35 protein-coding genes are annotated in these 26490 nt (G+C 53.1%); 4 read left to right on the forward strand and 31 right to left on the reverse strand.

Annotated elements, in window-relative coordinates:
- The first annotated feature begins 73 nt into the window (after positions 1–73).
- The gene (locus FE783_RS12595; protein ID WP_138879722.1) at positions 74–487 is read left to right on the forward strand and encodes a hypothetical protein; all 414 of its coding nucleotides are present in this window, start codon (positions 74–76) and stop codon (positions 485–487) included.
- Positions 488–533: 46 nt separating this feature from the next.
- Here FE783_RS12595 and FE783_RS12600 read toward each other — a convergent pair whose 3' ends face one another.
- The 31 genes from FE783_RS12600 to FE783_RS12750 all read right to left on the reverse strand — a co-directional run bounded on the left by FE783_RS12600 (position 534) and on the right by FE783_RS12750 (position 24708).
- Positions 534–719 (reverse strand): hypothetical protein, encoded by a 186-nt coding sequence (locus FE783_RS12600; protein WP_138879723.1) that lies wholly within the window; start codon positions 717–719, stop codon positions 534–536.
- 1 nt (position 720) lies between these two features.
- The gene (locus FE783_RS12605; RefSeq protein WP_138879724.1) at positions 721–906 is read right to left on the reverse strand and encodes a hypothetical protein; all 186 of its coding nucleotides are present in this window, start codon (positions 904–906) and stop codon (positions 721–723) included.
- Positions 884–1324, reverse strand: coding sequence for a hypothetical protein (locus tag FE783_RS12610; protein WP_138879725.1), 441 nt, complete (start codon positions 1322–1324; stop codon positions 884–886). The genes FE783_RS12605 and FE783_RS12610 overlap by 23 nt, the downstream gene beginning before the upstream one ends.
- Positions 1325–1336: 12 nt before the next feature.
- On the reverse strand, positions 1337–3646 hold the full coding sequence (locus FE783_RS12615) for a hypothetical protein (protein WP_138879726.1): 2310 nt from the start codon (positions 3644–3646) through the stop codon (positions 1337–1339).
- Between the two features lie 15 nt (positions 3647–3661).
- The gene (locus tag FE783_RS12620; RefSeq protein WP_138879727.1) at positions 3662–4300 is read right to left on the reverse strand and encodes a hypothetical protein; all 639 of its coding nucleotides are present in this window, start codon (positions 4298–4300) and stop codon (positions 3662–3664) included.
- Positions 4297–5469 (reverse strand): baseplate J/gp47 family protein, encoded by a 1173-nt coding sequence (locus tag FE783_RS12625; protein ID WP_138879728.1) that lies wholly within the window; start codon positions 5467–5469, stop codon positions 4297–4299. Before FE783_RS12625 ends, FE783_RS12620 begins: the two co-directional genes overlap by 4 nt.
- Positions 5462–5818, reverse strand: a complete 357-nt coding sequence (locus FE783_RS12630; protein WP_138879729.1) for a DUF2634 domain-containing protein — start codon at positions 5816–5818, stop codon at positions 5462–5464. The genes FE783_RS12625 and FE783_RS12630 overlap by 8 nt, the downstream gene beginning before the upstream one ends.
- Entirely contained in the window at positions 5815–6141 is a 327-nt protein-coding gene (locus FE783_RS12635) for a Gp138 family membrane-puncturing spike protein (RefSeq protein WP_274381443.1), read from the reverse strand. The genes FE783_RS12630 and FE783_RS12635 overlap by 4 nt, the downstream gene beginning before the upstream one ends.
- Positions 6142–6190: 49 nt before the next feature.
- On the reverse strand, positions 6191–6991 hold the full coding sequence (locus tag FE783_RS12640) for a phage protein (protein WP_138879731.1): 801 nt from the start codon (positions 6989–6991) through the stop codon (positions 6191–6193).
- Positions 6992–7294, reverse strand: a complete 303-nt coding sequence (locus FE783_RS12645; RefSeq protein ID WP_138879732.1) for a phage baseplate plug family protein — start codon at positions 7292–7294, stop codon at positions 6992–6994.
- Positions 7294–7881 carry a LysM peptidoglycan-binding domain-containing protein gene (locus FE783_RS12650; protein ID WP_138879733.1) on the reverse strand — a complete coding sequence of 196 codons (588 nt, stop codon included), beginning with the start codon at positions 7879–7881 and terminating at the stop codon, positions 7294–7296. Before FE783_RS12650 ends, FE783_RS12645 begins: the two co-directional genes overlap by 1 nt.
- A gap of 12 nt (positions 7882–7893) precedes the next feature.
- A complete protein-coding gene (locus FE783_RS12655; protein WP_138879734.1) occupies positions 7894–10296 on the reverse strand; it encodes a tape measure protein in 2403 nt (800 codons plus the stop codon).
- A gap of 165 nt (positions 10297–10461) precedes the next feature.
- Entirely contained in the window at positions 10462–10737 is a 276-nt protein-coding gene (locus tag FE783_RS12660; RefSeq protein WP_138879735.1) for a hypothetical protein, read from the reverse strand.
- A gap of 55 nt (positions 10738–10792) precedes the next feature.
- Positions 10793–11194, reverse strand: coding sequence for a phage structural protein (locus FE783_RS12665; protein ID WP_138879736.1), 402 nt, complete (start codon positions 11192–11194; stop codon positions 10793–10795).
- Between the two features lie 13 nt (positions 11195–11207).
- The gene (locus FE783_RS12670; protein WP_138879737.1) at positions 11208–12218 is read right to left on the reverse strand and encodes a DUF3383 family protein; all 1011 of its coding nucleotides are present in this window, start codon (positions 12216–12218) and stop codon (positions 11208–11210) included.
- Positions 12219–12223: 5 nt separating this feature from the next.
- Positions 12224–12727 (reverse strand): phage neck terminator protein, encoded by a 504-nt coding sequence (locus tag FE783_RS12675; protein ID WP_138879738.1) that lies wholly within the window; start codon positions 12725–12727, stop codon positions 12224–12226.
- Positions 12702–13097: a hypothetical protein gene (locus FE783_RS12680; protein WP_138879739.1), complete on the reverse strand. Its 396-nt coding sequence runs from the start codon at positions 13095–13097 to the stop codon at positions 12702–12704. The genes FE783_RS12675 and FE783_RS12680 overlap by 26 nt, the downstream gene beginning before the upstream one ends.
- The gene (locus tag FE783_RS12685; RefSeq protein ID WP_138879740.1) at positions 13097–13732 is read right to left on the reverse strand and encodes a hypothetical protein; all 636 of its coding nucleotides are present in this window, start codon (positions 13730–13732) and stop codon (positions 13097–13099) included. Before FE783_RS12685 ends, FE783_RS12680 begins: the two co-directional genes overlap by 1 nt.
- Positions 13732–14055, reverse strand: coding sequence for a DUF4054 domain-containing protein (locus tag FE783_RS12690; protein WP_138879741.1), 324 nt, complete (start codon positions 14053–14055; stop codon positions 13732–13734). Before FE783_RS12690 ends, FE783_RS12685 begins: the two co-directional genes overlap by 1 nt.
- Entirely contained in the window at positions 14048–14884 is an 837-nt protein-coding gene (locus tag FE783_RS12695) for a phage head morphogenesis protein (protein WP_138879742.1), read from the reverse strand. Before FE783_RS12695 ends, FE783_RS12690 begins: the two co-directional genes overlap by 8 nt.
- Positions 14885–14929: 45 nt before the next feature.
- The gene (locus FE783_RS12700; protein WP_138879743.1) at positions 14930–15346 is read right to left on the reverse strand and encodes a hypothetical protein; all 417 of its coding nucleotides are present in this window, start codon (positions 15344–15346) and stop codon (positions 14930–14932) included.
- 25 nt (positions 15347–15371) lie between these two features.
- On the reverse strand, positions 15372–16343 hold the full coding sequence (locus FE783_RS12705; RefSeq protein WP_138879744.1) for a major capsid protein: 972 nt from the start codon (positions 16341–16343) through the stop codon (positions 15372–15374).
- 3 nt (positions 16344–16346) lie between these two features.
- Positions 16347–16826, reverse strand: a complete 480-nt coding sequence (locus tag FE783_RS12710; protein WP_138879745.1) for a hypothetical protein — start codon at positions 16824–16826, stop codon at positions 16347–16349.
- A gap of 3 nt (positions 16827–16829) precedes the next feature.
- Positions 16830–18350 carry a DUF2213 domain-containing protein gene (locus FE783_RS12715; protein ID WP_138879746.1) on the reverse strand — a complete coding sequence of 507 codons (1521 nt, stop codon included), beginning with the start codon at positions 18348–18350 and terminating at the stop codon, positions 16830–16832.
- A complete protein-coding gene (locus FE783_RS12720; protein WP_158301767.1) occupies positions 18347–19759 on the reverse strand; it encodes an anti-CBASS protein Acb1 family protein in 1413 nt (470 codons plus the stop codon). The genes FE783_RS12715 and FE783_RS12720 overlap by 4 nt, the downstream gene beginning before the upstream one ends.
- 5 nt (positions 19760–19764) lie before the next feature.
- Entirely contained in the window at positions 19765–21186 is a 1422-nt protein-coding gene (locus FE783_RS12725) for a DEAD/DEAH box helicase family protein (RefSeq protein ID WP_138879748.1), read from the reverse strand.
- On the reverse strand, positions 21179–22021 hold the full coding sequence (gene terS / locus FE783_RS12730; protein ID WP_138879749.1) for a phage terminase small subunit: 843 nt from the start codon (positions 22019–22021) through the stop codon (positions 21179–21181). The genes FE783_RS12725 and terS overlap by 8 nt, the downstream gene beginning before the upstream one ends.
- 59 nt (positions 22022–22080) lie before the next feature.
- Entirely contained in the window at positions 22081–22320 is a 240-nt protein-coding gene (locus FE783_RS12735; RefSeq protein WP_138879750.1) for a hypothetical protein, read from the reverse strand.
- A 128-nt stretch (positions 22321–22448) separates the two neighbouring features.
- Positions 22449–23480 carry a DNA cytosine methyltransferase gene (locus tag FE783_RS12740; RefSeq protein ID WP_138880082.1) on the reverse strand — a complete coding sequence of 344 codons (1032 nt, stop codon included), beginning with the start codon at positions 23478–23480 and terminating at the stop codon, positions 22449–22451.
- On the reverse strand, positions 23480–24019 hold the full coding sequence (locus tag FE783_RS12745) for a ParB N-terminal domain-containing protein (protein ID WP_138879751.1): 540 nt from the start codon (positions 24017–24019) through the stop codon (positions 23480–23482). Before FE783_RS12745 ends, FE783_RS12740 begins: the two co-directional genes overlap by 1 nt.
- A 68-nt stretch (positions 24020–24087) precedes the next feature.
- A complete protein-coding gene (locus FE783_RS12750) occupies positions 24088–24708 on the reverse strand; it encodes a hypothetical protein (RefSeq protein ID WP_138879752.1) in 621 nt (206 codons plus the stop codon).
- A 274-nt stretch (positions 24709–24982) separates the two neighbouring features.
- On the opposite strand from FE783_RS12750, the gene FE783_RS12755 reads away from it, so the two are divergent.
- From FE783_RS12755 to FE783_RS12765, 3 genes are all read left to right on the forward strand, one after another.
- On the forward strand, positions 24983–25177 hold the full coding sequence (locus FE783_RS12755) for a hypothetical protein (protein ID WP_138879753.1): 195 nt from the start codon (positions 24983–24985) through the stop codon (positions 25175–25177).
- Complete coding sequence (locus FE783_RS12760; RefSeq protein WP_138879754.1) at positions 25177–25371, forward strand: hypothetical protein; 195 nt, start codon at positions 25177–25179, stop codon at positions 25369–25371. The genes FE783_RS12755 and FE783_RS12760 overlap by 1 nt, the downstream gene beginning before the upstream one ends.
- Positions 25372–26066: 695 nt before the next feature.
- Positions 26067–26468: a GIY-YIG nuclease family protein gene (locus FE783_RS12765; protein WP_158301768.1), complete on the forward strand. Its 402-nt coding sequence runs from the start codon at positions 26067–26069 to the stop codon at positions 26466–26468.
- Positions 26469–26490: the final 22 nt, after the last annotated feature.

The raw sequence follows: 26490 nt of genomic DNA on the forward strand, positions 1-26490 counted from the left end.
GTTCTAAATTATTTGATCTCGGATGTTATGCGATTTTCTACATGTTATAATAGACAAAAAAAGTGGTGATAAAATGAAAAAATGGTATATTATCTTATTCATCCTTGTTTCCTTCTTCTATATTTCAGGTTGCGAAAGTAAACCGACAGAAAAACCAGTACCAACAGGCAGCGTTGAAAATTTCAATGAAGATTCAAAAGAAATTGTAAAAATCTACCTGAGTAAGTCAGATAGTTTGGTACCACTGACGGATGCTGAGAAGGAAAAAATCAAAGAATACCACAATAAATATTTAAACAATCCACGCCTTACCGAAGAGCAAAAATCACTGCAAAATCGTGTGGCGATTCTAGAAACAAGCTACTTTCTATACAACACTAAAAAAGACCGCACAAAATCTAAGGACATAGAAGATGCAAATGAAGCAATTAAGATGTTTTTTACGTACATAAAGTATTTCGACAAAGATGGAAATCTGATTAAATAGTATCTGCGTCATAGATTTTCCAGCCCCGATTGCTCGGGGAGCGGTGTTACGCTTGCGGTGTCGCAGTCTCAATATCCGGCCGTTTCGCATAAATTTCCGCAAGAACCAAATTACGATCATCGGTCGCCATATTATAGCTGTTTACAATATCAGTAATTTCCCGCTCGCCCATGTCGTAGCGCGTGATGCAGGCATTTGCGATGATGCGGATTTTGTACATTGGCATTGCCATCTTATACACCTCCTCCCGTTATTAGATCAGCAAAGGCGAGCTCCATGTCGGAGACTCGCCCTTTTAGATCGGCGTTTTCTGTTTCGAGACCGGCAATCTTCTGTTTCTGGAATTCGATGATCTCTTCCGGCGACCGTTTGCGTGTTACCGAAATCACGCTGCCATTAGGCTGGGTTTGCAGGCTCACTGACCGTCACCTCCACGCTTGCCGATCCGTGATGTGCGCTGCTGGCCGTGATCCGATAAACGCCTGGCGTATCGAACGCGAACTGCTGCGATGCGGTTCCGTCCGCGACCGTTATGGTTACCGGATCACCCGACTCCGAACCATATGAAACAGAAAAGGACACCTCGTTGTCGGGCGTCCCGTTGGGTAGCGTTGCGGTTGCTGTGATCGTGGCGTTTACTTCCGCCGTCGTCGGCGCGGCAAGTGTAAGCGGATCGTAGACGGTCCATGTGCCGGATTGGGCGTTGTAAAAGGACCGCGCTTGATTATTCCAAACCTCTTCCGTGCCTTCGGCGTTGTACTCGTCCGGGTAGATTAGGGCTGTTCCTCGTGCGATCTTACCAGTCTGGTCAACTTCAAACATATATTTCCGCTTCATGGGCCATCCCCCTTATTTTATTATTAATTCGACAGACGCCACAGAGATAGTCCCAGAGGACGATCTAATTTGAAAGTAATAAAAAAACGTATCGGACAATGCAGTGATAGCGCTACTGGTGGCGAGACCATTAGTGCCGGATATCTCGGCTACAACGTCACCAGCTACATTGCGCAAGTGAACATACCCTGTGTCGCCCACACCTTGGAAGCACGCTCGGAGATACACGGACCTTCCGGCTGTGTAGGCGCTGTCCCATCTTATACCGCCCGTTTGTTCTAAATCGACTGTGGCTGACGTGCCTTTCAGAGTAGGGGAAGATGTGTAGGACGTACTGGATGTTTGGAGCGCTTGTCCTCTCCATAAAGTGAAGATTCGAGGACTACTAACTGGTTTCCACGCTCCCCCCGTATACATTTCCAATACGCCGCCGTTATTGCGTAGTTGTCCGGTATGCCATGCCTCATTCCCTCTAATGTAGAGTTTACCATCATCACCTACTTTTACTTGTGGGCTACCGCCGTCGGATGGAGTGAAAAAATGGATGTCTCCTGCCGTGGATGTATATATTCCACCCCAAAACGCTCCGGCTTTTGAAAACTCGATCCCACCTGTTCCATTTGTAGATTGGAGCGTAAGTCTCGGATCGGTCGAAGAATTTAGAAGTAGTGGGCCGTTGTTGAAACCCGGACCCGCGCCGCTTATAATTGTTCTCCCGTTTATCGTCTGCCCACCTGCGGATGTGACGATGTCAGCTCCGTTAACTTTTGCGGCGCCGAAACTCTGAATGTTTGTCACATGGTTACCGTCGCCAAGGTATACCACATTGTCAGACGACAAAACTGCTAATTGACGAAATGTGCCGGTTGTGTTTTTGGCGAGTAATTGGACGCCGTTGTTTAGTACGGGAGCGCCGGAAAAACCGCCACCTGCGGAGGTAATGACATTGTTTCCGTTATACGTGAAGGCGCTAGGCGATGCACGCAAGATATATCCGCTGTTATCCTCTTTGATTACATCAAATTGGTTTCCGTTGGCTTTGATGTACAATGAATTGGGACCGTCGTCGCCAATTTTAGTCCCACCACTCAACCCAAGTTCTCCCTGCACTCCTAATGATCCGTTTATCGTCTGCCCGCCGCCGTCATGAATGAGTGCATACGATGTGGAAGCTGTTCCGTACCGTGGCGCTTGATTTGAATATATGGTGAATGGCGTGGAGGCATCCCCGGCATATATGCCGTTGTCGGCTGCTATAGTAATAAGTAACTTAGCTACTCCGTCCGTCCTTTTGCCCATTAACCATTTGCTGTTTCCCAATATAACTGTACCGTTTATATCCCCACCTGCAGAGGTGATAACGTTGTTACCGAGAACCTTTAACCCCCCGCCGTTTGGTACTGTAACCCTCGGGGTTGCACCGTCACCTTGGGTATAAATTTCCAAATCTCCATTTCCTTTTGAATATAACCCACCCCAAAACGCTCCATTGTTGGCAAACTCAAAACCACCAACATTTGTTCCTGTCGCAACGGTCGTCGTTGTATTCAAAGTGATCCTTGCTTCACTTGGTGCTGTTAATCGCACTACTCCGTTGTTGATAGATCCGGGTAATGAAGATGCAAATACCGTCTGTCCATTTATCGTCTGCCCGCCTGCGGAAGTAATGACAGTACTTCCGTTGACATAAACCGGAACGCTCACTCCATTAAATCCCGTAATGTTGATCGGCTTGCCGACACCGTTCCGCGTACCATTCACACTTTGAATGTATATCCCATTTGGATCGTTAACGAAGCGAAATCCTCCGTTTGTCCCACCGGTAATATAATTCTCGGCCGCGTCCAAAAAAATAGTTCCGGTTGCCGTCCCACCCGCCTTTGGCAACGCTGCATTTGCTGTCGATTGTGCAGTACCGACCTCCGTATTCAACTGCTCAATAGACTTTACCGGAGCATCCCACCAATTGGTTTTTCCCGTGATACGCTTAATCATGTTCGCCAACTTGCTCCACAGCCGCGTCGGCGTGTCAGCTCCGCTTGCGGCTGTCACGGTATCGTCTATGGTCCGGTTGCCGATCTTGGCGTCTGTGACACTGCCATCCGGATGATCGAGGGTGGAGGCTATTTTGTGCGCATCAAAATCGGTCTTTTCAGCAGCTTTCTGCTGAAGCTCCTCTACAGCCTCGTATGTTTTGTTCATTTGCCAGTTCCAGTAATCGGCGGGTGGTTTCTCCCCCGGCTGCCATCCGTCATTCCGCTTCGATGCTGGCGGTTCAACACCTGGCGCTTTCCATTCGGGCGGTTGCTTATTAAATGCCATTCGTTTATTCCCTCCCTATATCGGCAGTTCCGGAGACGATCCCGGCGAGTAAGCTGCCCCAAGAGTCCCGCCGAAGGTTTGTCCCAGATCAGCAAAACCTGCATTGTTATCCGGCGGATCTCCTATGTTGCCGAATTCAAACGTTCCGGTCAGCTCGATCACTCCGACCCTCACGCCGCCGGCCACTGTCCGCTTTATGATCTGCGCAAACTGCTGCGGAGACATTCCGGCCGCGTTCAATGTCGCCAGCGGCAATTCTATCAGCTTAATGCCGGCCGGCTCTGGCGCTATGGGGTCAGCGTACATTTCCTCGATCTTTATTTCTGAGTATTCGCAGCCCAAAGCCAGCGACAGCACGCGGATAATGGTATTGATGTCGGCAGTGCTCAGATTTCGCGCGACCTTTGATTTGATCATAATCCGGTAAACCTCGTCGGTCGCAGCTCCACGAGCTTGTCCGACGTTATCGCCCGTCAAATCCAAGGTCGTCCCTTCGGCCTGATCGACGTCACGCCATAGGCGGATGCGCTCATTCGTCGTTTGGAGTTTGGCAATCTGGCCGGACATGATCTGGCAGAGCTTGCCGACATTGCTCTCCGGGTTCTTTGTAAAAACGTCCGTGAGTTTGGATATAATGTCCGCTGCGGTAATCATGGCATCACCGTGATCAAGGTATGGGCCGTCTGCGCGACCTCCTGCGGATCGACTGCAACGTTTGCTTGCGTCCAAGTCGTCCCATTCGTCGATACCTCTATCAACACGTCCTCGACGCCTGGGACGCTATATGCTGCGGCGATCAGCCGGGAATAGATAACGTCATCCCCCATGTTGAGCCCTACATACAGTTGTCCCGTCGTCGCCTCACCACCGATGTACCGAACAATCGCATTGGTCATCTGCGTATTCCCATCTGTCGGGTAGGAGGCGTTTTTGGTCACTGTGACCCGGACATGTATGAGGATCTCGGCCGCATAAGTAAATTTCATCGTGTGTGGGTTGCCAGCAAGATCATTAACGACCACGCTTTCGGAGCCGTAGGGTTCGATGCCCCCCGCCTTGCTGCCCAGTATGGCTTGCCCGATGTCGGCTGCAACGCCGCCTAATACGTATGCTTCGATCGACTTCGGGGGGCGACCATCGCTGTCGGGCGTATTCTTATCGTTCTCGATCACCGTCGCAGCTCGCACGCCCGTCACACGTAGCAGCGCCGCACGCACCGCATCGATAGTCGCAGCGCCACCGCCTGCAAGCGAGTCGGTCCATTTATCGCGAAGTTCCAAGTCGGTTTCTTTGTCCTGCCCCCCGCTCGACTCGGCAGGGTTGTTCACACTCGTGACGTTCGCGTCGGGCTTGATAATGACCGTGATCGTGTTCGCTGCAACATTTCCACCCGTGCCGGCATCGAGCGCTTGGATGGTGCCGGAGCCACTCCCGGACCCGTTCAGTATGATCGGCGCAAGAGTTTCGAAGATCGTTCCGGCCTCGGTGGCCACCCGAAAACCGGCGGGCACCGTATACCCCGCAACGCCGGAAACCTGCAGCGTCCCTTGCGCCCAGGTCGAGAGGTTACGCGTGATCCCGACTTGCGGCGCCAAACGGTCAAGCTGCACGCCGTCGGACGTATTTTTATAGGCCGAATAGTAGGAGGCTTCGGTATCCTGCCATGCTTTGGAAAGAAACCAAGCAAAAAGGCGCAGAATCCGGCCCAAGAGTGAGCGGTCAGAAGTATTGACTGTCTCCCCGTATTTCGCCTTTGCTTCAATCTCCATTTCAGCGTACAATTCCGAGTGCGTCGGCCTTTTAAAGCCATCTGCGTCAAGCATCGATATTCACCGCCTCCTGGATCGTAGTGCCGTCGGTTGCCGTGGCTTTGAATGTAACCGACAGCTTCCGTGCCTTCGAATCCTGCTCGAACTGGACCTCGTCGACGGTTCGTATGCGGTCGTCCTGCGTTGCTCCCCGTACTATCTCAGCCCGCATGGCCTCCTCGTTTGGCTTTTTACCGCCAAAAGTCGAATGCTGCATGCCGACATCTGGATTCAAAAACCATTCTCCTTGATTCGTCTGCATGCCGATGTACACGGTCTGACGGAGCTCGTCCGGTCCCTCGACCATTACAAAATCGCCATTCTCCATGGCGATGTCGTCACCCAGAAGCTTGAAATCCTTCATAATGCCATCACCCCAACAATTACGGCGTCGTTTAGCGAATGATGCCGGTCGCTATCCGGCGGCACGACTTGCCCCGGGGCTGCCAGTGCAGCGTCCAAAGCACGCTCCGAGAATGCCACAAATACGACGTCCCCCGGCTGATAGACCGGTACATACTCGTAGGTGTCCGGCGATCCATCCACCCGATAACGCTGCGAGAGGACCGGAACGTTCTGGACAAGCGGCAGGGGTGCCGGCGGCTTCCCTCGCTCCTTGGTCATAAACAGCGGTTGTACCACGGCCCGCCGTCGCTCCTCGTCGTAGCTGACAACCCGGCAAGGCATGGCGGTATGGAGGTTGAGCAGCTTTTCTCTAATAAACCCGTGAAGGAATTTATCGTCCTCCGACACTCTCGACCACCTCCATCTCGGTTATAAATTCCGACTCGTTGCAGATATGGCGGCCGCGACGCGCACGGAATCGCCCTTTGACGTACCGGGAATCAAGGTCGATGATCGATGCCGTCGTAATCCGGTGCTGCAGCAGGCAGCGAATATTGTAGCCTTTCGCATCGTCGTCAAAAAAGCCTTCCGGACTGTCCAGCAGCCCCGTATCCACTTTAAGTACAAATTGGGCGTCGTCGCCGTCAGATAGCGCTCGGATATAGAGATTGCCGCGGTTGATGTAAAAGGAAGCGCCGCAGTCCCGGGCGATCTGCGAGAGATTGTCCACGATTTGGCCGCTGATCGAATAGCCTTCGTCGTAAACCTTATCCTTAGGCAGTCGGAATGCCGCGACGGGAAGCTTCAGCAGAGGTACGAGATCGTTCAGGAGGTGGCTTCCTCGCGTCCCTTTGGTGTATGCCTTCCGCTCAATCTTGATCCCGGTCAGGTCCGTTCCGTCGATGACATACACAGTCGTGACCTTATCCGGCCCCTGCTTGCGCGTCGTGACATAGGAAACTCGCCCCTGGAGTAGCACGCCAATGTCGCCCTGGTATCCGGTATTGAGCGTTACCGACTGATTATGCTCGATCCGATTAATCGAATCGTCGGTTAGGTTGTAAATCCGAATATTGCTTTCGTTCGGGGTCGTGTTGTCATCGAAGGGCACATCAAACTCAATGTGCAAATCTTCCGACCGAAACGTCCGGTCTCCGATCGTCACTGCTGTCGATCGCATGTATTGTTGCATCTATCCCACCACCTGCAAAAAGACCGTTTGCCCCATGTTTTCATAACCGACTCTCGTTTCGGCCCCGGCCTTGTCTTGCGGAACGATCTGGAGGACCGGATATCGCTGATCGAGAACGTCCACAAAGAGCGGCACGCCGTATACGATCTTCTCGCCGTACACGAGCACTTGACCGCCCTTGTAGCAATCCAGCGTAAAAAAATCAAAGTCCGCATTATAGCGGACCTCAAAGGTGAAAAGTTCGGCGCCGAGAGTGATTTCGAATCGATACGGCACTTGATTTTTATTAATTGGCATGTACATTAGGCGATTCTCACCTGCTCCCCAATCTGCAGCTTCGTCGGATCCACGCCAGGATTAAGCGTGAGCAACCGTTGCCAGGTCGTGCCGTATTTCGGCGCGATCGAGTACAGCGTTTCACCACGGCGCATTTCATGCTGCTGCTCCGTCCCCTGCGGCGGCTGATCGGCGAGCTGCTGGCGGCCGGCATTGGTCGTGTCCTTCGCTTCGGCCAGAAGGATCGGGTCATTCATTAGTGGAGCATAACTCGGCTGCGCGATCCTCACCTGCTGCAGCGTGGCTGAAAATCGGTAGCCGTTAGACGTTTCGTAATCGTGAGTCGTGTTAAAGCGCGCCAGCAGCGCCGAGCGAAAAGCGTTCCGGCCGATATAATCGAGCCGTGTTCCCGACATCATGACTTCGACCAGTTGGTCCCGGATATCGGAGGCGTCCGGCCCCAGAATCTTACCCGTGATCTCCATCGTTGTCGGCTTTCGCTCGACGTGATCGGTCAAGTCGATATCCGATTCCACCGGGTGCTGCGTAATATTAACCGAATATGTCGGGTCTTCGGTTAATACGTGTATTTCATGACCCCCAAGAGTCGCCAAGGTCGCACCTCCTTAAAACTCAGTGGCGAATGGATTGCGGCGCCCAAGCGATCGCCACATTTCTTCCCATGCATCAACCGTGCCGTTACGCGCTTCCTTCTCGACTCGGCCGGGCTCGCCGCCGTTGACCACAAAGTTTTGGTGTATTGTCGGGCTGAACGCCCCCATGCCGGCATTGGACGATCCGCCCGGGCTCGCTGATTGACGACGGTCCTCGCCGGCCATAACCCGTTCGGTTCGGTTTAGCGCCTCGATTTGCTCATCGCTGACGCCGAGGGTGTGGCGTTTGTTTTCGCTGTCGGGCCAGCTCGGTTCTTCAAAAGTTGTGAATATGCCTTTCGAAAAACGCTTATTTTCCTCTGCCGTCAGGACGCGCTCGCCTCGGTGGAGTTCAGAAATATAACCGTCAAAAGGGACGAATGAAAGTCCGTTTTTGTTAGAACCGTCGACGACTCCCCCAAGATAATTTTGAAGTCCCTTTATCTGATCGTCGCTTATTTGCTGCTTCATTCCCCCGCTAGACTGAAATCCTGACTTGATTGTTTCTACCGAGTCGCCAGGTGCTGCTACGCCATTCCACCGGGGATCGTTCCGATAATACTTGGCACTCGCGGGATTCAACTGGTCAACATCTGTAATCCAATCCGGAGCCTTTGCTCCATTAATAGCTTCGAACTTTTGCTTGGCCACATCTGCACTCTGGAAACCGCCACTGCTGATAAATTCACGTGCCTTCTCGTCCCCCTTAACAATCAGTGCTGTTCCGCCAGCTACAGAGCCACCGATTAGCTTGGCAGGTATACCACCAGGTGTTGCAATAAATCCTAGAAGAGCGGCTAATGCTGGATTATCCCTTGCGGCATCCGTTACTCCTGAGATCATTCCTTGAGCAATTGAAGAACCTATCTTTACACCCATAGAAGTTATCCCTGGAAGGTTGCTTTCTATAGTTCCAATTGTGAAATCAACAAACTTTTGTGCCCCTGATTCGATCATAGTCCGGCCATCAGCTTCGTACCATTTATCAAATTGACTCTTGATGTCTCCTAGAACGAAACTTATTTTTTCATTGAAAGGAAGCTTCTGAAATTTCTCGTTGTCGAGGTAGTTGGTCCGGATATGCTCAAACGCTGCTGATCCACGAACCTTGATTTCCTTATACAAACTTTCGAACACTGAGCCAATGCTAGCTCCGAACCCCCGAAGGCGAGCTTCAAACTTTTTGAACTCGTCCGAGGTGAAGTCGGTCGTACCGACGAGATCGGTCAAAATTCGCTTAACCGGAACGGCCATGCCGTCGCCGATCGCCGTAACGGATAACTGCCATGTGTCCTTCAACTGCGAGGTCATACCAAGCATAGTTTTCGAAAGCTTCTCCATACCGCCGCCGAAGTTCTTCTCTAGCGCCCGAAGAATCGCGTTCATCGCCTTTTCAGCGTCTATATTCAGGTCGCCAATACTTGCCATCTCTTCTTTGGTAAGCCCGAGTTCCTTCCGAATGAGTTCCATCGGAATAAGAAGGTTTTCCGTTACTTGCCGCAGCTCCTCAAGCTGAAGTTTGCCGACCGTGCCGATCTGCCGGAACCCGAGGAGAGCCCTATCAGCGCCGCCCTCACCCGCACCCGTCAAGCCGGCAGCATCACCGAATCCCCGAAGCGCCCTCATGGAGCTCCCTATCATCTTGTCAGCATCGAAGGCATCGCCTTGCATCCCTTTATACATACCCATCAGGCCTGTAGCCTGCTCACGGGTAAAATTGAGCCCATACGGCGTAGTCGCTGCAAAGTTAACAAGTTGATCATAGATCGATTGCCCGCGCTCCTCGCTGCTGCCGAAGAAGGACATGGCGAGCATGGCGTTTTCTTTTTCTCCGGCCAAGGTAAGCGCCTTTTTTGTACCGGAAACAGCACCATACCCTAGTGATCCGCCCGCAACGACGGCCGGGAGAGTGAACGGCATTTTAAGTGCCGTGCTGCCGAGCGAAAGGAATCCCCTACGTATCGAATCAATGGCGGAGGTCGATTCATTTCGAAGGCGTTCGAATCCGTTGGTATATGAGTGAAGACGGCTAAATGCTGAACCAATGCTGTTTCCGACACTTCTGGCGGCCGAGCCAAGGCGTTGCATTCGTGAAGCAGTCTTCTCGGCTTCGTTACCCAACTCCCGCGCATCTTCTGATGCTTGGTCCGCTGCGCTCCCCATCTCCTTTGTTTCCTTGGCCGCTTTGCCGGATTTTGAAGCCATTTCTTTGGCGGATTCCCCGGTCTCGCGTAAATCTTTCTCATACCGCTCGGCAGCGCCTCCGAGCATATGTTGCTTAAGCTGGTCTAACATACGTTCAAGCTTACGTAAAGGCAGATCGTCAATCATAAAGCCAATATCAGCGTGAAGGCTCCTTACCGCTTCGCCAGCCATGGACAGGTACCTCCTCCCTTCCCAAACATATCAAGTGCAGCGTTTGCCTCCAGCAGGTCGTCCCAGCTCAACAGATCGACCTCAGACGGAGGGATGCCACCCTCAAATACAAGCCGCCAATAAATGGACATTCGCTGTGCCTGCCGCTCATAGTGATTGGGCGGCTTATTCGACGCCGTTAAGAAATCGAAAGGCTGTGCCGAATGTTTCCTCCATGTGGTCCATATGGTCATCCCAATAATCCCAATTCGTTTTGGGCAGGACAATGACGTGCTCCATCAACTGCTCATAGAGTGCTTCCGATCTCATATTCCCAAATCGGTCCTTGCTTGCATCCGAAATCTGAACCGCCTTACGGACACCCGGAAACTGGAACGTATATTCTACCCCGCCAATCGTCTTGACCAACTGTTTCGGTTTCTTCTCTCCGTTCGCACTCATGAATAATCCCTCCGGAATAATCTTATTGGCAAAAACAAAGGGAGCCGCAGCCCCCTTATTCTTGTGTATAGTCGAATACTTGGATTTGGAATGCCCGGGACTCGATCGCATTGCTGAACGAGCTCGGCGCGCCTTTCATGACCCGCGCCTGCGTACCGCCGATCTTTTCCTTGACTTCGTTCTGGGAGATCACCCACACGGGAACAATCCGCTTGCTTGCCGCGAGTCGATTAAGGTAGGCGAGCGAGGGCGACGTCTGCTGCACCGTCAAATTAATGGTGCCGAGAGGGTTGTTCACCTCGCTTATTCCGACGTCCCCTTGGGCGCCGACGCTCGTTTGAAACGTATCCTCGGCTTTCTCACATTCAACGAAAGTCGACTCGGCGAATCCGGTAATAAAGACGCTGTCGACGGTAACCGAAACGTTTTTTGCATCATAGCTTGCAATTTGTGGCATGGTTCACCCTCCTTTACACCGTGATCGTGCCGTTAATGGTCGACTCATGGACCGCCCCGGCCAACTCGAATGTGAACGTCGCCCCGGTATATTTGCGGGCTGCCCGGTCCGCCGCATTCGATTGCTCGCGGCTCGGGAAATTGGTCGAGTACAACGGTATACCGTCGTCATCCTCAGCGATGATGCCTTGGTTGTAGCCGGCCTTTAAGACGTTGATGGTCGCGCCCTCCATTTGACCGATGCCCGCGTTTGTGTACGGGATTTTCGGGCTATTGTTAAGCAACGTTTGAATGGAGTTCTCGATGTTCAGCTGCACCCAATCCTTCGACATGATGACGTCGATAAACTCGCCCGATACCGTCTTACCTTCGCCAGTCCGGGGCTGTCCACCGCGCATGACATAAACATTCCCGCCGCCTGTATCCACGCTTTCAACGGTAGAAGTGCCGATCGTATCGGCCGTAATCCCGATGAGCTGCGCGAATTTCCAAGTCACCGAACCGACAGGTACGGAGCCGCGGGCTCCGACCCATGCAGCGTCCGGATACTTCGCCACTTCAGTCGCGCTGCTATGGTAGATGACGAACGTCCGATCGTAATCCTGCGCCTTGAGCGTCGCCAAATCCGTCGTATCATCAACACGAGTGGCAAACATTTTGAAGCCCTTGCCCTCTACGGCGTCCGCGATCAGCTTTACGTCTGCGACGTCCGACTCCGTGGCAAGGAGAAAGTACCAATCGCGGTCCCAGTTAGCCTGCAGCGTCGTCACAGCGTCGCCGCTCATTCCATCATAGGCCACGACAGCGAACGACGCCGGCGAGTTTTGGCCCTGTCCCAAAAGTGCAGCAGCCATCTTGTACACGTCAGTCGACGATGCGAAGTCTGGAGCCAGTCCGGCCAGATCGGAGTATTCTTTGTAGGTCGCGCCGCCTGTTTTGGTGCCAAGAATCAGCGGCTTGCCGAACCCGGTGATCCCGGCCGGTTGCAGCAAATTAATCGTGACTGTTACGTCGCGAATGGGCATAACGGTCAACCTCCTTCATTTGTAATCTCAGCAGTTTCAATATAGCCGCCTGTCGCATCAATGATCTCGCTCCTATCAATGACACGGAAACGCACGTCGACGCCCCATCGGCGCTCGTAATGCTCCACAAGCAGCACGCTCCGATTTTGTACGCCTGACACGCCTACAACAACAATGCCAGTTTCCCGAAGGTCGTCACGGGCTTCGCGGGAAAAGTGCTCTATTATCCGCAAGCAGAGCGCTTGTGCGGCGTCCTCGTCCTCGGCATAACAGGAGAAGGATAACGCGCATTCGATATGCTTGATCAACTCCACGCCAATGCCGCCCGGGACGTTGAACCACCGCTCCGCATCATGGCCGTACGAATCGATATACGGGGACGTGATCGAATAGGCCACATACGGATAGTCGGGGACATCGCCATCGCCGTCTGCGCGAATGACAGGGCGCGCCAGCTTCGTATACAGTCCGGCAATGATCGTATTACGGATTGTCGCCAGTTCCAGCAAGCGGATCACGTCCTTTCGTGTTCACTCGTTTGGCGAGGTAGGCATAAAAGTTAGCATATTCGGTGTAATCGGCTTGCTCGAGGACGCGGTATTCGTGTCCGTCGTATATGATTCGGTCGTCGATATCGAGCGAAACTGGCTTCCGAACAAAGACGACCCGGTCGTCCTGCGTATACGTCCCTCCAGAGCCAAACTGCAATTCGGCATAGGAAAACGGCACGACGATTCCTTGCATGTCAATGGGATCGCCGTAGCCGGGCACCCATTTTCCACCATGTGCATAATCGTAGTGCCCGCCGCCTTTCTGGAGCCGTTGAAAATCGGTTTCCCAGTCGGCGAACAGATCAGAAAAGTCGAATAGTTGGAACATTACCGGGTCACCACCCTGTACGTCACCGATTGCCGCATGCGACCAGAGTCGATCAGCGGGTTACTGCTTTTCTTCCTGGAGCTTGTGATCGGCGCATTCGGCGGATCGTTGATTTCTCGGATTGTCCGCTGGATGTCGGACACGATGAGCAGGCCGAGCCGTTCGAAAAGGGTGTCGATCGAGATTTGCCCATGAAAGACCTGCCCGAGCAATCGCCCGATGGCATTCGCCCATGTTCGCTCCTGCTCGTCGAATGTCGATCGGACAAACGAACGTTCCGGGATCTTGACCGATCGGACCAGTATGAAATAAATGTCCGTCCTCGCCCCGGTCCGCCCCGGCCCCCTGCCCTTCGTCTCCCGGATCAAGAGCCCGGATTTCCCATCGCGTGTCGGGACAAAGACCAGATCGGGGAAATCACGCGGTCGCTTGTCCCTCGCCTTTTCCGTCGGGATGGCAAGAAATTTCCCGCGCTTCGGCCGAATAATCATTCCGAATTCGTGGACCGTGGCGATCATGGAGATGAACGAATCCTTCTCGCCGAATACGCCGATTTCGATACGCTTGCGGTTGAACTGTTCGACGATCTTGATCAGGTCCGGAATGCGGTTGACATCTTTAATCTTTACGCCCATCACATCACCCGCAGCGTGCCGCATGCCTGCCGAAGTAGCCGTTTGTATTCCTGTCCATACTCAGTCGCTTCGAGCCCCTTTCCGTTTGCACGGTTATAGGAGAGCGACAAGTCTTTTACTTTCTGATCGGTCGGCCGGGGATTCTGGAGAGTTCCAAGGTGCGCGGCCAGATAGCGCTGCAACTTCTCTTCACGATCACCCGGCACTCTGTATCGTGTAACTTCTTCTTTCGCATCCTCGATATAGATTTCGATCGTTGAGTCCGGCAGTTTGCGCAGATGCCCGGCAATCGCCCTGACGCGCTCGATAGTCGTGTCAGCCATCGTCCTCCTCCTCTCCCAGCAAGTCCTCGAGCACGACTTCCGCCGTACAACGACATTGATAATCCGTTCCCGGCCAGATGCGCTCGCCGCGATCGTTTCGAGCGCCTTCCGCCCACGTATACACTTTACCGTCCAGGTGCCGATGCGAGTCCCGAACGCGGGCATCATGGGACGTGCTCCAGCGGAATCGGGGAAGGCCGGCGTTTTCCTGCCTGCGCTTCGTCAACTCGCCGTGGATTGTCCCGATTTGATCGCGGGCGATAAACCGCCCTCGCCGCTCCGATACATCCCCGAGCTCCGCGATTCTCTGCCCGATCTCAGCCGTTGAGTCGCCGCGGCGGACGCCCTGCAATACGGCAGTGTCAATCTTATCGTGGTAATCCCTTGGAATCGATTTGATCAGTTTCACGTTCTCCTGGACAAATGTCTCCAATAGGGAGCCGAGCCACGGCTCGCTCAATGTCGGGTCAACGCCCAATACCCGGACGACCTGCTGCCGGAAGTTCGCGCGCGAATAAGCGTTGACCTGGTCGACGAATTCCCGGGCAACCAACTCGATAACAGTCGTCACGAACTCTTGCATTTCTGTCAATTCCCGTAGACGCTCGAGGATCAGGCGGATTTCGTCCAACTCATCATTAATCCGCAGCCGCCGGCTATTCGTCGCAGGGCCGGAGCGCGCGCGCCGGTACCGGAGAATGCGGGGGATGATCTCCTCATGGAAAGCCTGCTGGACTCTGGCCGTGTCAGCATCAATTCGGCGCTTAATTTCACGAAAATACTGACGCGCATATTGGTTTGGCATGCGCGTCCGGGCAATTCGGGGCATGGCGGCCACCTCCAATACAAAAAAGAGGCAACCGCAAAAATGCGATTACCCCTTCTTTGCTTTAATTTCCGCGGCCAATTCGTCCGCATCTTTTACGCCTACATCTTCGATGCCAAGCTCCGCAGCCTCTTTACTAAGCCGGTCCAATTCTTCCTCTTTCCGCAGCGCTTCGGAAAACTCCGCTTCCTTCTCGGTAATCTCCTTCAAAAGCCGATCCTTTCCCATGTTGCCGGTGCTCTTCACTCCGAGGGCCTTCGCCTTTTCTCGGAGCTTGTCCAACTCATCGTCAGTCTTGTCAGCAGTGGCCACCGTCGGGGGAAGAATGATTGCCGGCTCCATCAGGTCGCCAAACGCAGCTATTTCCGCTTGGGTTGGCTCGAACAGATTCCCGCGTTCGATCAAGACCTTAACCCCGTCCGCATAATGGGTATGCGGGCTCTTGCCTTTCCAACGGTACTTCATCAGTTCTCAGCCTCCTGCAGCGCAATCATGCGCCGGTATAGTGAACGATCCCGCAACGGCCGTCGTAGTCCGATTTCAGGCGCGGAGCCATGGCCGCCATGACCTTGAAATTCGTAACCATGCCGCCCTCGGTCTGCCATTCGACCGTCGCGATGTCCTGTGCAATCGCAAGGTCAACAACGCTTTTCGTCATTTGTACCAACACGAGATTGCCGTCCGGGAGTTCGTCGGCCGCCTTCACGTCGCGAAGGTTCGGTATGCGTTTTACACGATCGAGCGCGGTCTGCCCACTGCCGTCATCATGGACCGCGAGCAAATCCGGCCACACGTCCCCAGCAACATACAGCATGTATGGCCCGTACATGTGGTCTGCATGTGCCTTCTTCACCATGTCCAGCACCGTCGGATAAATGTTGGCGATTGTCGACCACACCCCAACCGCAGTTCCGGTATTGCGATCCGGATGCGAGGTATATCCATAGATCGTATTGCCCTGAACAGTGACACCGGCGCCGCGGAACAACATGCCCTCCAAGCCGTCGGACACCCGCCGCGAAGCTGTGCCCGCTTGCGTCGTATCGATCGAGTCACCCAAACGACGCGAAGCTTCCAGCCGTCGAATGTTAATCCGGAAATCTTTATGCACGATGGGAATCGGGACGGACCGAAGATCAAACTCTTGGTCGTCTTCTTCGCCACGGGCCACGCCAGACATATCGATGTTCGCAGGCGTCATGTCCGATTCAGCTTCGTATTGGCTGATCAATGTTCCCAATCCACCGAGCGGTTGGGTCAGCCCCAAGGCTTGCAGGTCCGCAATCCCGATCAGGCGCGCACGAGCGATACTAACGACCTCGCGGTCCAATTCGACCCATTCTTCCTTGCGAAGCAGCCCGTTCGTCCGCAGGGCGTTCACATTCATGCCGGCCTTGAGCAGCTTTTGCGCTGCATTTGCGGCGAATTGTTGCGGTGTAGAGAATTTAGCTGTTTCGGTCATGGTTTACAGCACCTCCGCTTTGATGCGTACGGGATCGGACCCGCCGCTGTTGTTTACGGCCTCCAAGGCCCGGGCAACAATGGCCCGCGTATTGACGGTCACCGTCGCGCTACCACCCTCATTGATAGAAGGCGCCGTGTGAACACGCAGCGTTCCATCCCCCGACGATTCCAGGTAAGCGCCGTTAGCCGCATTCTGGCCGGCATCGAGGAACGTATACACCTCATCACCAGGGCGGAAGTAGTTGACCTGAACTCGGTCGCCGCTTGCATATGCCGTGTTAATGTCGGAACCGAGGAAATCCTGCTCGGCTGCAAAGGTCGGTGCTGCGTTTCCGCCAGCAGTACCGTGGACGACATACGCGCCGGCGCTGTTCCGGGTAACCAGATGCCCCGGGATGATGCCGGCAGCTCCAGCGGCTCCTTCCTTTCGAAGCGGATCGCCTTTTAATACTGTCTTTTTGGGAGTTGTCGAGCTGGACATGGATTAATTCGCCTCCTTATCGTTTTTCGCAAGCAAGACCGCAGGCGGCGCCGGAATCTCGTCGTCGTTACCGCCGTAGTAGCTGTTGATGTTCGGCGCGCCTCTGCCGCTGTAATCGTCAACGGCCAAAGATCGCTCCAGCTTTTCGAGCGCGTTCGTGCTCATCTGCTCAAGCTCCGATTTGTCGAAAGCGCACCGGCTATTCGCCGAAAGATCGGAAACGAGCTTTTCCCGGCGAGACTTCTGGTTCCGCTGGCTGTTCGTGATGAAATCCCGAAGGTCGCCGTCAGGGATCGCGGCGATAAACTGCTCCATCGTTTGGTTGCTTGCTGGCGGCATATCGGTTGCCGCCCCCGCGTTGGCCGCTGGCGCTGTGCTGCCACAACCGCATGGTTTACTATTTGCCGAAGGCGTCGGCGCTGGCGGTTTCTGCTCCTCTTGGGAGTTAGCCGCAGGGGACAGCCTGCTCAATTGATCTTCCGTCAGAGTTTCCAGCCATACGCGGTCAATATCCGCAAACTGAGTACGGCCATTCGCGATAAGTCCGTTAATAATCTCCTTCTTACTCACGCCATCATCTCCTTGATTATGATTGGTTTGCGGCTGTTCTGTGGTCGAAGCATTCGAGGTTACCGGTTCGTATGTCTCAACGTGCCGTACTTCGGTTTGATCACCGAGAGTGATCTTCCCCTCTACGTCCACCGTGTAGTTACGGCGCCACAGCCTCCCGTCAAAACCGTTTGCTGTACTTTCCTGATAGATGAAATAGTCAGAATATACCCGACGGATCAGGAATCTCATTGCGTCGCCGGTGGCTGCCGTCATGGCAGTTTCGAGTCCGTTTTGAATCGTTCGAAAATCCGCCTCGTTCCCGGTCAATTCCGATCCCTCAACACGGAACAGGTTAGTTGCAAATTCCTTCATTTTGGCAAACAGGCTCATCGTCTTTTTCTCACCTCCTTCCCGTGAGTTGATCCGGGGTGCTCCACAGCCGTCCCTCCACGAACAAGCCCCGATCTCATCAGGAAGAAGCGCCAGATGGTCGGGGCGAAGATTTCGCTGTATGCCATTGTAGGACACGCCGTTGAAACTGCCATCGCCAGGCTCCGTATCGTTGAAATATGCCGTCGATACCTCAAGAGGCTCGCCTCGCTCTAATCGTTCGAGTGCAGTCAATGCTCGCCCGCCGAGCTCCCGGCACTTGTTGATGTCAACCCATATTTCGCCGCGAAGCGCATTTCCGTCGAAGGAAGCCCGAAAGAAACGGCCGACGCTATCGGAAGCGATAAGCTCCGGGGTGTTGGCGCTGATCGGCATTCCCCGGTCCATCGGATGGCCGATCGGAAGCGGAATACCGTTCCATGCATCGACATAAGCACCGATTTCTTCCGCCAGCAGAAGCTCGCCGTTTAGAACGCCTTCCCGGACGGCAACAACCGGAGCTACGAGGTATTCGATACCGTCCAGAGACTCACGACGTATCGTGGAGTCCGTATTGGCACGAAGAACCGATAAATGCTTCACACGTCTTCCTCCCCTTCCGGATCAAGACTCCTTCGCCTGCTGCGCTCAACAAATTCCACATCGGCATCATCGCCGTTGTCCAGTTCATCGTCGCCATCCAACTTCTCCAATTCCGGGTGATCCGGTTCCAATCCGAGAACCTTCTCCCGAAACTCAGAAACCGGGACAACCCGATTTGTTTCGCCGAATGGGGCATATGCCTTGATCGCCTGCGCCTTCTTCAATCCTATGTCGGCCCGATCCTTGTCATCCAACTCGAACAGATCGGGCCAATCCACCTTGTAAGGATCGCCCGGAGACGGTAATGCTCCGATCGCGATCAACTTGTCCACGAGCGGCCGCAGGATCAAAGGTTCCGCGTATCGTTCTTGGCGCTCCTTGATAAAAGCAACCCAGTTTGTCTCGTCCTGGGAGCTGGCAAGCTCGCCGCGCTCCGAACCGATGAGGATACGCTTCGGGATGTTTGTTGACCCGGATATCAAGGACATCAGAATCTCGAAATGGCCGGTAGGATCAGCGATTTCACTATCCAAGGATTTCAAGTCCATTCCAGACGTCCGGATGTACCTGCGCAGACCGTGAATGTATTCGTCGATTTCCTCTGAAATCTTTTGACCTTCTCCTGGCTCGAGAGTGTGGTCGTCACGCAAATCCGCATGCAAGCCTTTATATGCGCCCTGCCAAAACATTTCCGCCGAACCGCCCGCAACCTTTTCAAGATTATCGAGCAGATTCAGCACACGCTTGAGCCGCGGGCGACCGAACACTTCATCTTCAAGCAATCCCTCAGACGGCACATGAATCACCCGGGAATGGTGCACGAGTTGCTGCTGTGCTGAAAAAGCCGTGCCGTTGATCCCGCTGCCATCGATCGCAAAATCGATCCGGTATTCTTCTGGCCGTCCAAAACGAGCACTATTCGGATTGGTGTCCCATTTATTGATGGTTGCTCGTTTCTCGCCATAGGGAGTCAAGTAAAGGACATCCCCTGGCCCCCGAAGGCTACCGGGATTCAGGGGGCGGTTCAAGGCCCCGGAACCACGGACCCCAATAAGCAAAACGGCATAGTGCCCGATGCCCGCCAATTTATCGATGCGCTCCATGTACTGATTGACGCCGAGCTGCTTCGTCAGCGTATTCCATGCGGCCTCAAACGCAGTCTCGTTGTTCTCGTCGTCATCTTCTTTGAGCTTCGGCGCGTGTCTCCACGTAGCGGAGGCCGGCTTGTCGATGACGTTCCCGGCTATGTCCTGCCGCTCATACCGTGCGTAGTAATCGTCGTAACGAGGGTTCTTGTTGTACCCCAGCACGTCATACATATTACGGCGGCCTCCGAACTGTTTGCCGAGAAGCCCGGCCAGTCCGCTACGCTGCATCAGCAGGGATAAGGCCGAAAATCCTCTTTTCAAAGTCATCACCTCCCCCATGCGCCGGCCTTTTTCCGATCATCCTTCGCGAACGACAGCACGACGGCATCCGCCCGGTCCGGCGAATCAAGACCGCGCTTTTTCATGTCTTCCTTACGTTCCAAAGCGATCTTTCCTTTGCTCGTCATACGATATTTCCGTTGAGTCAGCTGCGTAATGAGCCTATCGTCGTCCGGCAACTCCAACCCGACCGGCTCCCCTTGCAAATGCTTAGAGAAACACTCCTGCAGCAGGTTACGCAAGTCCGCCCACGTCTCCGTGCCGCGATTCTCGTAATGCTCCTCCTCGGAGGACATGGGTCTTGATCCGTTATTCACGGGAATCACGTGCCAATTCTTCAAGCCCTGCTCGCGGATGACCTCATTGAGCCGGTCCGTCACGCCGCCGCCGACGCCACTGTCGTCCACCTTAATCTCGACGCGCTGAAGCTGCGGAAACTGACGAAGCGTCTCTTTACCGGTATTGATTACCCATCCAGCCGTGACCATTGTGTCTTGCTTGTTGTAACATTTGAGCTTGAATACCTTCATGCCGATCCGTGGTGCGATGACCGTTTCGTCGTCCCCGAAGCGTGCAACGTCGACGCCCAGATGCAATGTATCGCCGACCGGGGCGATAGATGACCCCGCAGCCAACTCGACGAGCTCGAGTGCGATAAAGGCGTCAGCTTCCGCCTTCGGAAACTCCCCATATACCCGGACGCGTACGACATCGCTTTCGGCACCGTACTTGTCGATCAGCATCTGGATGTTCTCTCGGCTCGTCCGTTTGCTGTCCCGGCTGTCGACCTTGTGCGCCCGGAAGCGTGTTCGATCCCGATTATGGGAATCGTAAAAAACCCCGCTCGTCCGAGTGGGGTTGCCGCACATCAGCAATTTGTTTTCGGCGCCGGACAGCGTACCGAGGATCGCCTCCATAATGGGATCGGCGACGCCGGATGCCTCGTCTACAATGAAAAGCATGTAGTCTTCGTGAAATCCCTGCATGTTCTCCGGTTTCGTCGCCGTGCGGGCCGTCGCGAACCAGCGCTCTTCATGGCCGATCATATAAATCTTGGTTTTCGTCCATTTAAGCAGGTTCTTCACCTTGGACCGCTCGAGCCATTTGGCAACTTCGGCCCAAAGGACATCATGAAGCTGCTGCTTCGTCGGAGCTGTACAGACGACCTTCGGGTTCGGTCTACAGCAGAGAAACCAAATGACCAGCGCTGCTTCGAAAGCCGTCTTCCCCACGCCCTGACCGGATCGGACACTGGTGCGAGGATACTGTGCAACGTCCATCATTGCGGCTTTTTGCCAGTCATCCGGATCAAAGTCGAGCATGTCTTCAGAAAAAGCGACCGGATCATCCCAATACAGGTCAATCAAGTCGACAAGCGTCGCGACCACGTTATACGGTTTACTACTCATCGGCGTTCACCTTTGCCTTACGGCGGGCGACAACCTCATCCATAGCGGCCACCCAACTCTGCGCTTCATTTCCGCCTCCACCCCCGGAATCCTTAAGCCGCTGTTTCAGCTCGATCGCTTTCAGTTTCTTGTCCTGCACCCGGGTCAGCGCTTCTTCCAGTTTCAAGATGTCTTCGATCGGCCGGAATTCGGTCTCCTCGATCTCGACGATGACCAATTCATCCCGGGGAATGGCGACGGTCTTCGTCTGGCCGCTTTTCTCGTCATGCACTGACATGACGTCCTTGACCGTCCTTCGCTCCTGCAGCACACGCCGTTGCTTCTCCGTCAGCCCGTTCGTCAGCTTCTGGATTCGCTGCATCATCCGACGCTCGCGGATCGTCAGCAGGGTTATCTCATCGTCAGCCTGCTTCGTCGGATCAGTATCGACTTTCTGAACGAGCTGCCGTTCGTCCTCCTCGAGCGTATCCAGCCAGATCGTTTCATACTCTCCGGTGGTAACGGCTTTCTTATTCCCCGGCGGACCGCCATCGCCGCCACGGTTTCCGAGAGCGTTTTTGCTACCCTTCGGCGGGCCGCCATTGTTGCCGACAGCGAACTTATTACCCGGCGGCGCGCCGGGCTTTCGTTTGGTAACGTTACTTTTCGGCGTTCTCGCATCATTGGTAACGTTACCTTTCAGCTTCTCGTCCCATTTGTCGATGCTTTTCCACTTTCGAATCTGCGTATCTCCAAGGCCGAGGGTGGCGGCGATGTCTTTCAATTTCATCTCGCCGCCGCTGTCCAGATACATTTTCTCGGCCTTCTCCCGGTCGGGGCTTCGTTCCCTCGCCACTACATGCCACCCCACCTCCGAAGTGTTAAGTCGGTTTTATCCGGGGTGCTTCCCCGCTATTAAAGGTCATCTTTTTGCAGCTCAAGGTCGATCTCGATCAATTTCTTCAAGTCATCGACCGTCTTGATCTCGATCCTGCCGTCTTGAAAGTCACGGACCCAACGAGCAATGCCCGCCTGTATGATCTTCCGGTACTTTTCTTTCGAATCGATAATGCCCCCCAACACCTGAAGCTCGTGCTGGAGTAGGGCATCACGATCAGAATCCTGCAAATAGGAACATTCGTTCTCATTTTTCATTGTCAGCCACCCGGCCTTGTTGTAAAATGTTGGTGAGATAGTGGCTTTTCGCTTCCGTGGCCACGGGTTTCCACTATCTCGGCCGGGGGCTTCCCTGGGTGGATGGAGAGCGTTCTCAGCGCTCTCCTTTATTTTTCAGCAAACCATTGCTTATAGATTTCCGATGCAATGCCCTTCATCATCAGCGGCGGCACGCTCATTCCACATACGTACTGTACGTTCGCATCCGCAAAGTCATAGTCACGCGGGAATGTTTGCATACGGATGATATCGTCATCACTGATATGCCGCGGCTCATCGGACCTAAGAAAAACGGACGAGCTGGCAAGCGTATTCGGTACTTTTTGCCGTTTGACCAAGATCGTGTTGAAGTTGTTGACCTTCCCCTCTTCACGACCAGTGACATCACCGATACTCAGGTCTTTGGGCCGGCGCTTTAACCAGCGTCGAAACGTCTTGCTCTCCCGATTTATCAGCGGCCCTTCCCCAGACTGAATGTCTCGATACAGGATAGGCGCTTCATTGAATTCAAGCAGCAGTTTCGGGTAGAACAAATCGTCGCGCACAGCAATAAAGAAAAGGCGCTCCCTCTTTTGAGGAACACCCATAGTCGCCGAGTTAAGCAAAAAAAGCTGCGGTCGATATCCGATCTCTCGCAAACGGGAGAGCACCATACAAACGAAGCCGCGGGCCTTCCCGATCAGCATGCCCTTCACGTTCTCAGCGACAATCACTTTAGGCCGTAATCTCTCAGCGACATCCAGAAAATCAAAAAATAGATCGTCCAGACGTTGCACGGCTTGCCCTTCACGGAAAGCGAATTCGCCGCCCCATTTTTCCTCACGGCTTCCAGCCGTCGAGAAGACGCTGCACGGGGGCGATCCGTCCAGGATATCCAAGTCAAAGAGTTCAGCCGGCAGATCTGTATCCGGCAGATTCTTGAATTGCTGAATCGGCATCATATAGAAATGCTTCGGCTTGTGGTTCTGGCGGTAAATCCGCATCATCTGCGGGTCGATCTCGACATTACCAAGAACCGTATACCCTGCCAGTTTGTACCCCATTGTCGAACCGCCGCCGCAGCTGAAACAAGAGAAGACCGTCCGCCCGTGTTTCGTTACACGATCGATGTCTTTCAGGCTCCAATCCCACACCGGCATCACGACGCTCCTCCAGCCTTATCGAAAACAAAACCGCAACGCGGACACTCGCAATCGAACTGGGATTTGTCAAAATCGTCCGCATTCAATTCTCGGTTTATGAAGTCCCCGGCAATATCGTCAGGGGGCTCGGCAAACTCTTCAATGAGCCGATCCACTTCACCAGGATCAAACCCGGACAGGAGGAGGTCCACGCCGCTTGTGCGCAGCTCGTCGAGCAGATCGGACAGCGCCTCGTCGTCCCACCGGCCCGACACTTTGTTCAGCGCAAGGTTCAGCAGCTTTTCGCGCTCCAGATCCAAATCTACAACAGATACCGCGATCTCGGTCATCCCCAGCTCATCAACCATGATTTTGAACCGCTGATGCCCGCCGACCATGTTCCCGGTCCGCTCATTCCAGACGATCGGGTCTATATATCCGAACTCCATGATTGACCTTTTCAGCTTCTCATACTCCTGGTCGCCGGGACGAAGGTCCACTCTCGGGTTATAAGTTGCCGGATTGATCCGGTCAATGGCTATGGTTTCGATTCGCAAAAATTTCGCCTCCTTTGAGCTGAGTCGGTTTTTGGACAAAAGAAAAAGCACCGGTCAGGGTGCCCTGATTAAAGTTTATTATTTTCGTAAAGCGGAACTAATCTATCGTGAAGTTCCTTTACTTTACCATTCAGTAGTCTAAGGCGCTTTAGGTACAAGACCTCATTAATATCACTCTTCCTTTCTCCATTGTCATAGTAAGTTAATTGAAAAATCTTCAAATGCGTTATTATTATATTTAACTCTGATGGCAACATATCATCGTTGGTATTGCGTATCAATGAATCAAACGGTACAGGAAAATCAGTCGGGAAACAACCAATTAAATCGTTGTCGCTTGTGTTCTGGATAACGCCCTCTAATAATTTGTTCAATTGATTCAGATGATTCAACAATACTAACTGATAAGTCTTTAACACATTTCGATTAAGCTCCTTATTTTCAATTCTTTTTTGTTTCATGAAGGCTCTTGTAGCATGAGTCAACGTCCATCTAACGCCAATCAGCGTAAGTGACCCACCAATAATTGATCCAACCGCCCCAATAATTCCTGAGTTTATACCTTCTGGAAAGCCGAACTTTTCAAAGAAAACCTGACCAACCAAAATCAATAATAAAATGCTTGTACTAGACAACGCAAATATTATGCCTACCTGCATCCATTTAATTATTTTATCCTGAATATCCATATCAGTCACTCCTCCAACGATCATCATTCGACAAAAAGGAGGTAAATCCTCCCATACGTCGAATAGTTCTTCCGGAGGTGAATGGAATATGGCCCGTAAAAGAAGAACATCCCGAAAGCAGGAACCAATGCCGTGGCCCTACGCTATTGCCGGATTCATCCTTTTCCTAATTCTAATGGCGCTCTTTATATTTTGGTTTGCTCCCATGGCTTGGGAAAACACTATGGAGCGAGCCAGAAACTTTAAAATGCCATAATAATAGGGGGTTCCATTCATGATCGAAAAGTACCCGCTTGCCAACGAACCCGGAAAAACCATGTTTGTCTTCCGCTCCCCGATTGGTAGCAAAATATACGGCCACATTATCAAAGACCGGACGGACAAGGCGCCGGCAAAACTCCTCTTTGAAACGAGCAAATATGACTCCGTTGACGCGCTCAAGGCCGATTACCCGGAGGCGAAGGAATAATGCTCGCTTCCGGTTTCGTATTACGTTCCGACCATCATTTCCGAGTCGCCATGCATAACAACCTGCCGGTCGAGGTGTGGCTTTCTGGTAAACTCCACGACTATGGTGGGCCCATTGAAGTGAACACCGACGATATGGTCAAGATTAATGGGCTCCGCTTCGCGAAGGTCATGTTCGAGTTTCGGATCAGATGATACTTGTTGATCAGGTAAGCCAGTACACCAACCATCCAAGAACGATCCAAATCGCCGTCGACAGAAGGAAGCCATTGATAAATCCTCGTGCTGCCTGCAAATCATCGACCACGGCCGTGCCTCCGTTCATTGCGGTTTCTCGGATCGGGTGCAGAATATGAAGCGAGTTTTTTAATAAGCATTTGAAACCACTTCATAGGACCACCCCAGTTCATTTCATTCCGGCACTTGCTGCGGCGGCCGGCAAGCCGTGGCGATCCGTCCCTTTGTCGCCTGCCATCGACGTTCGCCCCCGGAGGTGTGGGGTTGTCCAATCTGCAAAAGTTTGACGATTAAGCAGACCAGGAACGGAGTATTCGAATTTGAGGGTCTTGCAAGATAAGAGCGCGGGTATATCGCCCCCGCGCGGGGCTGTATGCCGCGCTTTGTCGAGAGCCCACGGCCCTGCGGCGATTCAGATTCAGACGAACGCGTATCGTGCTGACCGTTGATAGGCTGATCCGGTTAATCCGGGGCTGTATCGTTCGTTTGTCAGACGCGCCCTTCATAAATAGGTGGCGTTTGGTGGACAAAACTTGTTCACTTCCAAGCAACGATCTGTGCTGTTCATCCACAATTCCAGATATAGCCAAATTAGGTCCTTTGTATTATAATATTCATTAACCCATTAGGTACAAAGGATGGTGAACGAAAGTATGAGTTTGTTTGGAAAGCTTTTTGGCAATGTCGTGAAAGCGGTAGAGAATCAAGCACAAGAGCAGATAAACAAACAATTCTCTGCATTACCGCCTGGTCGGATGAGAGAAGCAACGATAGTAAAAGGAGATTTTTGCGATATCCCTGAGTCCCCAGGAATATATCGTCACAGAAATAAATCTGACAGTAGAATAGTATATGTAGGTCAGACGGATAACTTAAGAAGAAGGCAACAACAACATGTAAGCTCAGGCAAGTTAATTCTCGATACAATGTATATTCAATACGCCGTGATTAAACCGGAGGCCACAAAAGATGACATGCTCAATACTGAAAAGGATCACATAAAAAGACATAGTCCAGAAGGGAACAAAACTAAGGGGGGTAACGGTAGGCGGTAACCTGAACTTTTTTGCGCTTCGA

Source organism: Paenibacillus mesophilus, from assembly GCF_005938385.1.
Taxonomy (GTDB): Bacteria; Bacillota; Bacilli; order Paenibacillales; family NBRC-103111; genus Paenibacillus_AB; species Paenibacillus_AB mesophilus.